Source organism: Cellulosimicrobium cellulans, from assembly GCF_007679345.1.
Taxonomy (GTDB): domain Bacteria; phylum Actinomycetota; class Actinomycetes; order Actinomycetales; family Cellulomonadaceae; genus Cellulomonas; species Cellulomonas cellulans_A.
This window is the reverse complement of sequence record NZ_VEGH01000013.1, coordinates 73,070-85,300: the sequence shown is the minus strand read 5'-3', so window position 1 is coordinate 85,300 and position 12,231 is coordinate 73,070. Positions and strand designations below refer to the sequence as shown.

The window sequence follows — 12,231 nt, the reverse complement described above, 5'->3', positions numbered from 1 at the left end:
GTCAGCCGGCGTACCGGCGGTTGACCGCCTCCGCCGAGTACTCCCGGTCGACGAGCATCCGCGCCAGGCCGACGACGCCGGCGTCCTCGCCGAGCGCGGCGAGCCGCATGTCCAGGTGCCGGGTCGCCCGCGGGAGGGTCAGCGGGTACACCGTCTCGCGCACGCCGGACAGCAGGGCGGTGGACGCCAGGTCCCCGCCGAGCACCAGCGCGCTCGGGTTGAGCAGGCAGACCACCGTCGCCAGCACCCGGCCGATCGTGCGGCCCGCGGCCCGGGTGGCCTCGGCGGCGTCGGCGTCGCCGCGCTCCAGGAGCGTGCGGACGTCCCGCCCGGACGCGGTCGCGTGCCCGAGCGCCCGCAGCTCGCGGGCCACCGCCCGGCCCGAGGCGACGGCCGCGAGGCAGCCGTGCGAGCCGCACTGGCAGGGCGCGTCGTCGTGCCCGGCGATCTTCACGTGCCCGATGTCGCCGGCGCCCCCGTCGGCGCCGGGGTACACGGCCCCGTCCAGCACCACGCCCACGCCGATGCCGGTGGACACCTTGACGTAGCAGAGCGAGGGCGTCCTGGCCCCGGCCGCGTGCTCGCCGACCGCCTCGGCGTCGGCGTCGTTCGCCACGAGGACGGGCGCGCCGAACGCGTCGCCGAGCACGTCGGCCACGGGGAAGCCGTCCCAGCCCGGCATGATCGGCGGCTGCGACGGCCGGCCGGTCGCCGGGTCGACCGGGCCGGGCACGCTGATGCCCACCCCGGCGAGGGTGCGGACGCCCGCCTCCCCGAGCAGGTCGCCGACGAGCCCGCGCACCCGGTCGAGGGTGTGCTCCGGCCCGTCCGCCACGGCGACGTCCACCTCGCCGCGGGCCAGCACCCGGCCGGCCAGGTCGGTGACCGCGGCGCGGGTGTGCCGGGTCGCGACCGTCACCGCCGCCAGGTGCGCGTGCTCGTCGTTGAACACGAGCCGGCGCGGTCGGCGGCCGCCGGTCGCGCGGTCGGTCCCGCTCTCCACGACGAGGCCGGCGGACAGCAGCCGGTCGACGCGCTGCGCGACGGTCATCCGGGACAGGCCCGTCAGCTCGAGGACGTCGCCGCGCGTCGCGGCCTGCCCGCTGCGGATCATCGCGAGCACGTCGCCGGGTCCTGGTGCCACCAGATCGCCCTTCCTTCTGCCAAGTCGTTGTGCTTAACTGCTGAACATCATACGGCTAGTCGCTAGACGGATGTGGCGCCGGCCGTGGACCCACTGTCGCCGAACAAGGACCAGCGTCGTGCCCGAAGTCGTGCAGTTCACCTCCCCGCGCCGCGTGGAGCTCGTCCCGTGCCCCGCCGAACCGCTGCGACCGGACGCCGTCCGGGTTCGCACCTGGTACTCCGGCATCTCCGCCGGCACCGAGCTCACCGCCTACCGCGGGACCAATCCCTACCTCACCCGCACGTGGGACGCCGAGCGGCGGCTGTTCACCGACGGGGAGCCGACCCACCGCTACCCGGTGGTCGGCTGGGGCTACTCCGAGACCGGCGAGGTGGTCGAGGTCGGCGCCGACGTCCACGACCTCGCGGTCGGGGACCGGGTGCACGGCATCTGGGGTCACCGGTCCGAGGCGGTGCTGCCCGCGGCGGCGCTCGCCGGCCGCGTCCTGCCCCCGGACGCCGACCCGGTGGCCGGCGTGTTCGCCCGGGTGGGCTCGATCGCGCTGAACGCCGTGCTCGCGGCCGGGACCCGGCTCGGGGAGGACGTGGCCGTGTTCGGCCAGGGCGTGATCGGACTGCTGACGACGCGGCTCGCGGTGCTCTCCGGCGCGCGGGTGATCGCGGTCGACGCCCTGCCCGAGCGGCTGGCCGCGGCGCGCGGCGCGGGGGCCGCCGAGGTCGTGCGGGCGGACGCGCCCGGCGGCGCCGGGGCGGCGGTCCGCGCGCTCACCGGCGGCGGCGTGGACGCGGCGGTGGAGCTGTCCGGCTCGACGGCCGCCCTGCACGAGGCGGTCCGGTCGGTCGTGGTCGGCGGGACCGTCGCGGCCTCCGGCTTCTACCAGGGCGACGCCACGGCGCTGCGCCTGGGCGAGGAGTTCCACCACAACCGCGTCCGCCTGGTCTCGTCGCAGATCTCGGGCGTGCCCGTCGAGCTGGCGACCCGCTGGGACCAGCCGCGCCTCGTCCGCACGTTCATGGACCGCGTCCTCCGTGGCGACGTCGACGTCGCGGCGCTCGTCACCCACGTGGTCGACGCGGCCGACGTCGCCGACGCGTTCGCGCTGCTCGACGCGGGTGACCCGGCGGTGCTCCAGACGGTGCTGCGGTTCGACGGCGCGCCGGCCGGCTCGGGGGTGGCCCGGTGACCGCCCCGGACCACCGCCCCGCCTTCCCGGACCGCCGGCTCGCCGTCGGGCTGCTCGGCTGCGGGCAGATCGCCCGCACCGCGCACCTGCCGGCCTACGCCCGGTACGACGTCCCGGTGGTCGCCGCCTGCGACCGGCCCGGGGTCGCCGGGGCGCTCGCCGACGTGCTGCCCGCGGGCGCCGCCGTGCACGACGACCTGGACGCGTTCCTCGCCGACCCGCGGGTGGAGGTGGTCGACATCGCCACCGGGCCGATCGGCCGGGTCGACCTCATCGAGCGCTGCCTGGCCGCGGGCAAGCACGTGCTCGCGCAGAAGCCGGTCGTCTCCTCCCCGGCGGACCTGGACCGGCTCGAGGAGGTCACCGCCCGGGGTGCCGAGCGCGGGCTGCGGGTCGCGGTGAACCAGAACGGCCGGTGGGCGCCGGCCTGGCGGCTCACGACGCTGCTGGTCCGCTCCGGGGCCGTCGGCGAGGTCGTCGGCGTGACGCACCTGCACGACAAGCCGCTGCCGCCGATCGCCGGGACGCCGTTCGACGACCTCGACCACATGCTGCTCACGGACTACCTGGTGCACTGGTTCGACATCACCAGGTGCTGGCTCGAGGGGACGCGCGTGTCGTCCGTCGCGGCGCACGACTCGCGGGTGCCGGGCCAGCCGGTGGCGGCGAGGAACCCGTGGCAGGCGTCCGTGCACATCGCGACCGAGGGCGGGGCGACCGCCTCGATCCGCGTGGTCGGCGACGCGCGCGCCCGCGGCGGCGGCTGCCCGTTCTGGGTGCACGGGACCCGGGGCACGATCCGCGGCAGCATCCTGCTCGGCTCCGACCGCGTCGAGCTCGAGTCCGGCGGCACCACGACGTCGTACGCCCTCGACGGGCAGTGGTTCGTCGACGGGTTCGCCGGGACGATGGGCGAGCTGCAGCGGGCGGTCGCGGAGGACCGCGAGCCCGAGAACGGCGTCGGGCACGTCGCGGCCTCGGTGCGGCTCGGGACCGCCGCTGTCGCGGCCGTCCGGAGCGGGGTGCCGGCGCGGGACCTCGCGCTCGACCTCGCCGCGCCCGCGCCCGCCCCGGCGGGGGCGGTGGCATGAGGCCGGTCGAGACGCTGGTCGTCGACCGCCCGCGGATCTACACCGAGGGCTGGCAGAGCTGGAGCCCGACCGGCTGGTGGACCCCGGGCCGGGACCGGCCGGCGCCGCCGGCGCACGAGGTGGAGCAGCAGATGCGCCGGCGGCCCGGCCGACCGGTGCCGGACGGGGTGCTGCGCGGCGAGGGCCTGGCGGTCGTGGACCCCGGGACCGGTGACCCGCTGCGGGTGTACGCGGCGACGGACCCGGACGGCGAGCTCCCGTCGATCGACCTCGTCGTGGACGGCGACCGGGTCACCGTGCGCGCCGACGGGCCGGTCGCGGTCGCCGAGGCGGCGGACGTGCCCGGCGCGTTCGACGCGTTCGCGCGGTCCTGGGCCGCGGCCGCGGGTGGGTACGAGCCCCGGCCGGCCCCGCGGGTGTGGTGCACCTGGTACCAGTACTTCGAGCAGGTCACCGCGGCGGACGTCGCGGAGAACCTGGCCGCGCTCGACCGGCTCGGCCTGCCCGTGGACGTCGTGCAGCTGGACGACGGCTGGACCGGGCCCACCGGCGAGCGGTTCGCGCCGCGGGCCGCGTTCGGGGCCGTGCCGCCGCTGCTCGACGCGATCCGGGACTCCGGCCGCGAGGTCGGCGTGTGGCTCGCGCCCTTCGGAGTCGGGGCCGGCAGCACGGTGGCGCGCGAGCACCCCGAATGGCTGGTGGGCGAGGCCGGGTTCAACTGGGGCCGGACCCTCCTCGGTCTCGACCTCACCCACCCCGGGGTGCGGTCGTTCCTGGCCCAGGAGGCGGAGCGGTTGCGCGCCCTGGGCGTCACGTACGTCAAGGCCGACTTCCTGTACGCCGGCGCGGTGCCGGGAGAGAGGCACGACCCGACGGTCTCCGGCACCGAGGCCTACCGCTCCGGGCTCCGCCTGCTGCGCGAGGCGCTCGGCCCCGACGTCCGGCTGGTGGGCTGCGGCGCACCGGTGCTGCCGAGCGTCGGGCTCGTCGACGCCATGCGGGTGTCTCCCGACACCTTCCACGAGGGCGCCGAGGACGGCTCCGCCGGGCTGCGCGGCCGCGCGCCTCTGGAGGCCCGCGCGTGGCAGCACGGGCGGTTCTGGGCCAACGACCCGGACTGCGCGGTGCTGCGGCCCGGGTTCGCCCTGCGGGAGGAGTGGCACCGGGTGGTGACCCGGTTCGGCGGGCTGCGGTCGTTCTCCGACCGCGTCGCGGACCTCGACGACTGGGGGCTCGACGCCGCGCGTCGGCTGCTCGCCGACGTGCCGCCGGCCGGGCCGTTCGCGGACGACGTGGTCACCGTGGCGGTGCCCCGGTGACCCGGGGCGCGCTCGCCGCCCGGCTGCGGCCGCTGCTGGAGCCCGGGTACGGACCGGCGGCGTCGGCGGTGCTCGCCGGGCTGCTCGACCTCGCGGACCGGTGGGCGGGGCGGCTCGTCGAGCGCCGCCGCCCGCGGCCCGACGCGTCGACCGCGTACCTCATCACCTACGCCGACGCGGTGCGCCGGGAGGGGGAGGCGCCGCTGCGCACCCTGCGGCGCGTGCTGCGGGAGCAGGTGGGCGACGTGATCACCGACGTCCACCTGCTGCCGATCTACCCGTGGACCTCCGACGACGGGTTCGCCGTCGTGGACCACCGGGAGGTCGACCCCGCGCTCGGCACCTGGCGGGACGTGGCGGACCTGGCGGGGGACCGCCGGGTCATGCTCGACCTCGTCGCCAACCACGTCTCGGCAGCCAGCCAGTGGTTCACGGGCTGGCTGGACGGCGACCCCCGCTACGCGGGGTACTTCATCGAGCGGGACGCGGCCTTCGACGACACCCGGGTGGTCCGGCCGCGCACCACCCCGCTGCACCACCGGTACCCCCGCGGGTCCGAGAAGGTCGAGGCGTGGACCACGTTCGGCGCCGACCAGGTCGACGTCGCCGTGGCCGAGCCGCGGGTGCTGCTCGACCTCACCGACGTACTGCTGGGCTACGTGGCGCGCGGGGCGAGCACGGTACGACTCGACGCCATCGGCTTCCTGTGGAAGGAGTCCGGCACCACCTGCCTGCACCTGCCGCAGACCCACTCCGTGATCAAGGTCTGGCGGGCGCTGCTGGACCACCTGGCGCCGGGCACGCTGCTGCTGACCGAGACGAATGTGCCGCACGCCGAGAACGTGTCGTACTTCGGTGACGGCACGGACGAGGCGCACATGGTCTACCAGTTCGCGCTGCCGCCCCTGGTGCTCGACGCGTTCGTCTCCGGGCGAGCCGCGACCCTGGGGCGGTGGGCCGCTAGCGTGGGCGTCGTGAGCGGCACCGCCACCTGGTTCAACTTCCTGGCCAGCCACGACGGCGTCGGGATGCGCCCCACCGAGGGGCTGCTGGACGACGACGCCCGGACGGCGCTCGCGGAGCGCGCGCTCGCCCACGGCGGCCGGGTGTCGATGGCGACGGGCCCGGACGGCCGGGAGCGGCCGTACGAGCTCAACGTGTCCTACCTCGACGCGCTCGCCGATCCGGAGGCGTCCGACCACGACGCGCAGGTGCTGGCCCGGGGCCTCGCCGCGCACAGCATCCTGCTGTCGCTCGTCGGGGTGCCGGCGCTCTACTACCACTCGCTGTTCGGCTCACGCGGCGACCTCGACGCGATGGAGTCGTCCGGCATCGCGCGCCGGGTCAACCGGGGCAGGCTCGACGCGGACGAGCTCGTCGACGCGCTGGGCCGCCCGGGGCGGCGGCGCGAGGTGTTCGACGGTCTCCGGCATCTGCTCGCCGTCCGAGCCTCGCAACCGGGGTTCGACCCGTTCGCGCCGCAGGACGTCACGGTGGTCTCCGAACGGGTGCTGGTGGTCCGGCGCGCTGCGGGCACTCCGGACGAGGTCGTCGCCGTCACCAACGTGTCCGCCGACGAGGTGCCGCTCGCCGGGTTCGCCGGCACGGACGTCCTGACCGGCACCCGGCACGCCGACCCGGTGCTGCCACCGCACGGCTACCTGTGGCTGCGCCCGTGAGGGTCGTCGTCGCGGTGGACGCGTTCAAGGGGTGCCTCTCCAGCGCGAGCGCCGGGGAGGCGGCCGCCGCGGGCGTGCGCGCCGCGGCACCGGACGCCCAGGTGCGGGTGGTGCCGGTCGCCGACGGCGGCGAGGGCACCGTGGACGCGCTGCTCGCGGGTGCGGGTGCGGAGGGCGTCCGGGCGGTGGCGCGGGTCGTCGACGCGGTCGGCCGGCCGGTCGACGCCGGGTTCGCGCTGCTCGACGGCGGCGCGACGGCCGTGGTCGAGGCGGCCTCCTGCGTCGGGCTCGACCAGGTGGACGTCGGTCCGGACCTGCCGCCGCGCGCCGGGTCGGCGGGGCTCGGGCTGCTGGTCCGGCACGCCGTCGACCGCGGGGCGCGCCGGGTGGTCGTCACCCTCGGCGGCACGGCGTGTACGGACGGCGGGATCGGGCTCCTCGTCGCGCTCGGTGCGCGGGTGCGGGACGACGCCGGCACGGCGGTCGCGGAATCGGGGGCGAACCCGCTGTGGCGGTTCGGGACGCTGGACGCGCTGCCGGACCTCGGCGGGGTCGACCTCGTCGTGCTGACCGACGTCGACAGCCCGCTGCACGGCCGCGCGGGCGCGGCGCACGTGTTCGGCCCGCAGAAGGGCGCGACGCCGGAGCAGGTGGCGCACCTCGACGACCGGCTGGCCGCGTGGGGTGCGGCGCTCGCCGCCCACGGGCGCCCCGTCGCGGACCGGCCGGGCGCCGGGGCCGCGGGCGGGCTGGGCGCGGCGCTCCTGGCGCTCGGCGCCCGGCGGGAGGCCGGGTTCGGCTACGTGGCGCGGGCCGTCGGGCTGGCGGACGCGGTCGCGGGCGCGGACCTGGTGCTGACCGGGGAGGGGCGCGTCGACGCGCAGACGGCGCGGGGCAAGACCCCGGCGGGAGTGGCGGCCCTGGGGCGGGCGGCGGGCGCCGTGGTGGTCGCGCTCGCGGGCGCCGTCGACCTCGCCGCGGACGACCCGACCGGGCCGTTCGACGCGGTGCTGCCGGTGCACCCGCGGCCGCTGCCGCTCGCGGACGCGCTCGACCCCGCGACGACCGCCGCGCACCTCAGCGCGACGGCCGCGCAGGTCACGCACCTGGTGGTCGCCGCCCGCCGCCCTGTCGCGCCCGGGGGCGCGCCGCAATAGCGTGACGCGGGACAGCGCACCCGGCCGAGGAGAGTCCCGATGACGGAGCCCGCGACGCCGCCCCGCCGGGACCGCGCGTGGCCCTGGCTGCTGCTCCTGGTTCTCGCGGTCGCCGCGGGCGTGCTGCTCGCCTGGCGGCCCTGGGCGCCCGCGCCGCAGCCGCGCGACGAGGCGCCCGCCGTCACCGCCACGCCCACGGGCACCGGCACCGCAGGGCCTTCGCCGACGGCCCCGTCGGCGCCGGCCGCCGACGAGACCTCCTTCGACGCCGGGTCGGCGCCCGCGCTGTTCCTCACCGACGACGAGCTCGCCGCCGCGGTGCCCCTGGCCGCCGGGCAGTCCCTCACGGACGCGGAGGAGGTGCGCTGGGGTCTGCCCGAGCGGTCGACCGTCGACCCGTCCTCCTGCACGCCCGCGGTCACGACCACCGCCCGGGAGCCGGACGTGTTCCTGCGCCGGTTCGCGAGCGGGGACGCCGTGACCGTGATCCAGTCGGTGCTCGTGCTGCCGGATGCGGCGGCGGCGCGGGCGGCGTTCGACGACCTCGTGACCACGCTCGACGCGTGCCCCGCCTACCAGCAGACGAACCCCGGCACGGACGGCGGGGCCTGGACCGCGGAGCCCCCCGAGACCGAGGACGGCGCGGTGCCGAGCGTCGTGCGGCGCGTCACGCTCACCGCCGAGGGCGCCACGAGCCCGGAGGTCGAGGTGACCGCCCTGGCGGGCAACGCCCTGGTGACGACCACCGCGTCGGGCGTGGACCCGGCGACCGAGCCGGCCGACGCGGCGACGCTGGTCGACGTGTCGCGCAGCAGCGCGGAGCGGGCGCTGGCCGGGCTGGGCTGACCGGACCGTCCCCCCGCGGCCCGTCCCGCGTCCGGGCCCCCGCGGGCCCGCGCCCGTCACCGGGGCCAGGATGGGCGCATGAGCGACGCACGGACGGTGGCGGTGCTGGGCACCGGGATCATGGGCGCGGCGATGGCGCGCAACCTCCTGCGGGCGGGGCACGCCGTCCGGGTGTGGAACCGCAGCGCGGCGAAGGCCGAGCCGCTGGCCGCCGCGGGCGCCACCGTGACGGGCTCGCCGGCCGAGGCGGCCGACGGGGCCGAGGTCGTGCTGACGATGCTGCACGACGGCGCCGCGGTGACCGAGGTGATCCGGCAGGCGGCACCGGGTCTGCGCCCGGGTGCGGTGTGGCTGCAGTCGACGACGGTCGGCGTGGACGACACCCCGGCGCTCGCGGCGCTCGCGGGCGAGCTCGGCGTGACGTTCGTCGAGGCGCCCGTGTCCGGCACCCGGCAGCCCGCCGAGGCCGGGACGCTCGTCGTCCTCGCGGCGGGCCCGGCCGCGGCGCGCGACGTCGTCGCACCGGTGCTGGACGCGATCGGCGTGCGCACCGTCTGGACCGGAGAGGACGCCGCCGCGGGCTCCGCGACCCGGCTCAAGCTCGTCGTGAACAGCTGGGTGATCACGGTCGCGAACGCCGCCGGCGAGGTGCTGGCGCTCGCGGAGGCGCTGGGCGTCGACCCCGACCGGTTCTTCGAGGTGCTCGACGGCGGCCCGCTCGACACCCCGTTCCTCCGGGTGAAGGCCGACCTGATCCGCGAGGGCCGGCTGAGCCCGGCCGCGTTCGCCGTGGGGACCTCGGGCAAGGACGCGCGGCTGATCGTGGCGGCGGCGCGGGAGCGGGGCGTGCGGCTGGACGGGGCCGAGGCGTTCTCCGCCCGCCTGGACCGGGCCGCCGCGCAGGGCCGCACCGACGAGGACATGGCGGCGACGTACTACGTCTCGCCCGCGGAGTGACGCTGTCGCCCCCACCCAGCGGCCCGCGGCCGGCGCGTTGAGTGCCGCGGGAGCGCCATAGTGTCCTCGCCATGGGTGCCCTCGCTGCCGAAATGGTCATACTTCCGACTAGACTCGCTCCCATGCGGACCCTTCCCCTGAACGAGGCGAAGACGAACCTCTCCGCCGTGCTGGACGAGGTGCAGACCTCGCACGAGCCCGTGACGATCACGCGGCACGGGAAGCCGGCAGGCGTTCTGGTCTCGGCCGACGACATGGACACCCTGCTCGAGACGCTCGCGTGGCTCTCCGACCGCGACCACGCGGAGGAGATGGCGGAGGCGGACGCCGCGGTCGCGGCGGGCGAGACGCTGGGTCTCGACGAGGTCGAGGCCCGGCTGGCCCGGCGCCGCTGAGTCCGTGTACGAGGTCCGGTTCGCCCCGCCGGCCGTCCGCGCGATCGACCGGCTTCCGCCGAAGCTGGCGGACGCCGTGCTGCGGTTCTGCCGGGAGCGGCTCGCCGAGAACCCGCACCGGTCCACCAAGCCGCTCGTGGGGCGGCTCGCGGGCGAGCGGAGCGGGTACGTCGGGATCGGCTTCCGCGTGATCGTCCGAGTGGACGAGGAGCACCAGCAGGTGCACGTCCTGCGGATGGGACCGCGCGCGGACGTCTACCGCTGAAAACACCGTGCGGCCCACCCGGCCGCGCCGTACCGTCGCCCGCATGGGAACGCTGAGCAGCACGGCCGCCGCGGCCGTCGCACGCCCCTGGGCCGCCTGAGCGCGGCCGGACGTCCGACCGGTCGCCTCCTCCGGATGCCCCGAGCACCCGGAGCCGGGCCGAACCCACCTTCCGCCCCTCCGGGTGCTCCGTCCTGCCTGCGACTGGAGCACCTCCCGTGCGACACCCCCACGGCGGCCGGCACGAGCTCGGCCAGAACTTCCTGCACCACCGCCCGACCGTCGACGCCGTCGTCGCCCTGGTCGGCGCCACGGACGGACCCGTCCTCGAGATCGGGGCGGGCGACGGCGCGCTGACCCGGCCGCTCGCCGCGCTCGGCCGCGACCTGCTCGCGGTCGAGGTCGATCCGCGGCGCGCCGACCGGCTGCGTGTCCGCGCGCCCGGCGCCACCGTGCTGTGCGCGGACGCGCTGCGCGTGCCGCTCGACCGCCCGGTGGTGGTCGGCAACATCCCGTTCCACCTCACGACGCCGTTGCTGCGCCGGCTGCTGCACCACGGCCGCTGGCGGCACGCGGTGCTGCTGACCCAGTGGGAGGTGGCCCGCAAGCGCGCGGGGGTCGGCGGACGCACCCTGCTCACCGCGCAGACCGACCCGTGGTTCGAGGTCGCGCTGCACGGCCGGGTGCCCGCGGACGCGTTCCGGCCGCGCCCCTCGGTGGACGGCGGGCTGCTCACCGTCGCGCGGCGCGCCCGCCCGCTCGTCGACCCCGCCGACCGGGCGGAGTACCAGCGGTTCGTCGCGGCGGTGTTCACCGGCGCGGGCCGGGGCCTGGACCAGGTGCTGGCGCGGGCGGCCGGCGTGCCCGCCCGCGCCGCCCGGCGGGCGCTGGCCGATGCAGGGGTGCCGCCGCGCGCGCTGCCCCGCGATCTGCGCCCGGGGCAGTGGGCCGCGCTGTGGGGGGCGGTGCACACCGCGACGCCGCGCACCGTCCGCCCGCGAGCACGCCGGTCAGGGGCCTAGGATCGAGGTCGTGCGTGGCGAGTACAAGGTCCCCGGCGGCAAGCTCGTGGCAGCGGACGTGGAGGTGTCCGGCGGTGCGCTCACCGAGGTGAGCGTCAGCGGCGACTTCTTCCTCGAGCCCGACGCCGCCCTGGCGGTCATCGACGAGTCCCTGCGCGGCCGGCCGGCCGACGCGCGGGTCGCCGACCTGACGACTGCGATCGAGGACGGCCTGCGCCGCGCCGAGGCCGACGGCCGGTTCGACGCCCCGGTGCAGATGGTCGGGTTCACGCCCGAGGCGGTGGCGATCGCCGTGCGGCGCGCGCTCGGCCACGCGACGTCCTGGCAGGACCACACGTTCGAGCTGATCCACCCCGGCCCCCTGCCGCCCGCCGTGCTCGGCGCGCTGGACCAGGTGCTGACCGAGGAGCTCGCCGCCGGGCGCCGCGGCCCCACCCTGCGGTTCTGGGAGTGGGACGAGCGCGCCGTGTTCATCGGCTCGTTCCAGTCGCTGCGGAACGAGGTCGACCCCGAGGGCGTCGCCAAGCACGACGTCACGGTCGTGCGGCGGATCTCCGGCGGCGGCGCCATGTTCATGGAGGCCGGCAACTGCATCACGTTCTCGCTCGTGGTGCCCGCGTCGCTGGTCGACGGCCTGTCGTTCGAGCAGTCCTACCGGTTCCTCGACGACTGGGTGATCGGCGCGCTCGCGGACGTCGGCGTCACCGCGACGTTCTCCGGGCTGAACGACATCGCGTCCCCGGCGGGCAAGATCGCGGGCTCGGCGCAGAAGCGCCTGGCCGGCGGTGCCGTGCTGCACCACATGACGATGGCCTACGACATCGACGCGGACAAGATGCTCGAGGTGCTGCGGATCGGCCGCGAGAAGCTGTCCGACAAGGGCACCACCAGCGCGAACAAGCGGGTCGACCCCGTGCGTTCCCAGACGGGGCTGCCGCGCGAGCAGGTCATCGACGCGTTCATCGCGCACTTCCGGTCCCGGTACCGCACCGTCGACGGCGACCTGCGTCCCGAGGAGCTGGAGCGGGCGCAGCAGCTCGTCGAGGAGAAGTTCGGCAACCCGGAGTGGACGGCGCGCGTGCCGTGACGCACCCGGCCCCGATCCGGGCCCGGCCCGCCTCAGGACCAGGGTCGGGTCGGGGGAACCCCGGATGCGCCGGCGGGCCGCGG

12 protein-coding genes are annotated in these 12,231 nt (G+C 77.0%); 11 read left to right on the top strand and 1 reads right to left on the bottom strand.

The features are described 5' to 3' along the window. Nucleotide 1: 1 nt before the first annotated feature. Nucleotides 2-1,144 (bottom strand): ROK family protein, encoded by a 1,143-nt coding sequence (locus tag FS882_RS16370; RefSeq protein WP_262348364.1) that lies wholly within the window; start codon nucleotides 1,142-1,144, stop codon nucleotides 2-4. A 118-nt stretch (nucleotides 1,145-1,262) separates the two neighbouring features. Here FS882_RS16370 and FS882_RS16365 point away from each other — a divergent pair, with 118 nt between their 5' ends. The 11 genes from FS882_RS16365 (at nucleotide 1,263) to FS882_RS16315 (ending at nucleotide 12,148) form a co-directional block, all read left to right on the top strand. Further along, the gene (locus FS882_RS16365; protein WP_158374577.1) at nucleotides 1,263-2,330 is read left to right on the top strand and encodes a zinc-binding dehydrogenase; all 1,068 of its coding nucleotides are present in this window, start codon (nucleotides 1,263-1,265) and stop codon (nucleotides 2,328-2,330) included. After that, nucleotides 2,327-3,421, top strand: a complete 1,095-nt coding sequence (locus tag FS882_RS16360) for a Gfo/Idh/MocA family protein (RefSeq protein WP_158374576.1) — start codon at nucleotides 2,327-2,329, stop codon at nucleotides 3,419-3,421. The genes FS882_RS16365 and FS882_RS16360 overlap by 4 nt, the downstream gene beginning before the upstream one ends. Then, a complete protein-coding gene (locus tag FS882_RS16355) occupies nucleotides 3,418-4,740 on the top strand; it encodes a glycoside hydrolase family 36 protein (protein WP_222848245.1) in 1,323 nt (440 codons plus the stop codon). The genes FS882_RS16360 and FS882_RS16355 overlap by 4 nt, the downstream gene beginning before the upstream one ends. Beyond that, a complete protein-coding gene (locus FS882_RS16350; protein ID WP_158374574.1) occupies nucleotides 4,737-6,419 on the top strand; it encodes an alpha-amylase family glycosyl hydrolase in 1,683 nt (560 codons plus the stop codon). The genes FS882_RS16355 and FS882_RS16350 overlap by 4 nt, the downstream gene beginning before the upstream one ends. Then, nucleotides 6,416-7,576, top strand: coding sequence for a glycerate kinase (locus FS882_RS16345; RefSeq protein WP_158374572.1), 1,161 nt, complete (start codon nucleotides 6,416-6,418; stop codon nucleotides 7,574-7,576). Before FS882_RS16350 ends, FS882_RS16345 begins: the two co-directional genes overlap by 4 nt. 39 nt (nucleotides 7,577-7,615) lie before the next feature. After that, a complete protein-coding gene (locus tag FS882_RS16340; protein WP_158374570.1) occupies nucleotides 7,616-8,422 on the top strand; it encodes a sensor domain-containing protein in 807 nt (268 codons plus the stop codon). Nucleotides 8,423-8,500: 78 nt separating this feature from the next. Beyond that, a complete protein-coding gene (locus FS882_RS16335; RefSeq protein ID WP_158374568.1) occupies nucleotides 8,501-9,379 on the top strand; it encodes an NAD(P)-dependent oxidoreductase in 879 nt (292 codons plus the stop codon). Between the two features lie 122 nt (nucleotides 9,380-9,501). Further along, complete coding sequence (locus FS882_RS16330; RefSeq protein ID WP_158374566.1) at nucleotides 9,502-9,774, top strand: type II toxin-antitoxin system Phd/YefM family antitoxin; 273 nt, start codon at nucleotides 9,502-9,504, stop codon at nucleotides 9,772-9,774. Nucleotides 9,775-9,778: 4 nt separating this feature from the next. Beyond that, nucleotides 9,779-10,039, top strand: a complete 261-nt coding sequence (locus FS882_RS16325) for a type II toxin-antitoxin system RelE family toxin (protein ID WP_158374564.1) — start codon at nucleotides 9,779-9,781, stop codon at nucleotides 10,037-10,039. A gap of 218 nt (nucleotides 10,040-10,257) precedes the next feature. Next, nucleotides 10,258-11,061, top strand: coding sequence for a 23S ribosomal RNA methyltransferase Erm (gene erm, locus FS882_RS16320; RefSeq protein WP_158374562.1), 804 nt, complete (start codon nucleotides 10,258-10,260; stop codon nucleotides 11,059-11,061). 10 nt (nucleotides 11,062-11,071) lie between these two features. After that, nucleotides 11,072-12,148, top strand: a complete 1,077-nt coding sequence (locus FS882_RS16315) for a biotin/lipoate A/B protein ligase family protein (protein ID WP_158374560.1) — start codon at nucleotides 11,072-11,074, stop codon at nucleotides 12,146-12,148. The last annotated feature ends 83 nt before the right edge of the window (nucleotides 12,149-12,231 follow it).

Excerpts from the sequence above, each read along its gene's own strand:
- FS882_RS16340 (WP_158374570.1), top strand. The coding sequence starts at position 7,616 with ATGACGGAGCCCGCGACGCCGCCCCGCCGGGACCGCGCGTGGCCCTGG.
- FS882_RS16335 (WP_158374568.1), top strand. The coding sequence starts at position 8,501 with ATGAGCGACGCACGGACGGTGGCGGTGCTGGGCACCGGGATCATGGGC.
- FS882_RS16330 (WP_158374566.1), top strand. The coding sequence starts at position 9,502 with ATGCGGACCCTTCCCCTGAACGAGGCGAAGACGAACCTCTCCGCCGTG.
- FS882_RS16355 (WP_222848245.1), top strand. The coding sequence starts at position 3,418 with ATGAGGCCGGTCGAGACGCTGGTCGTCGACCGCCCGCGGATCTACACC.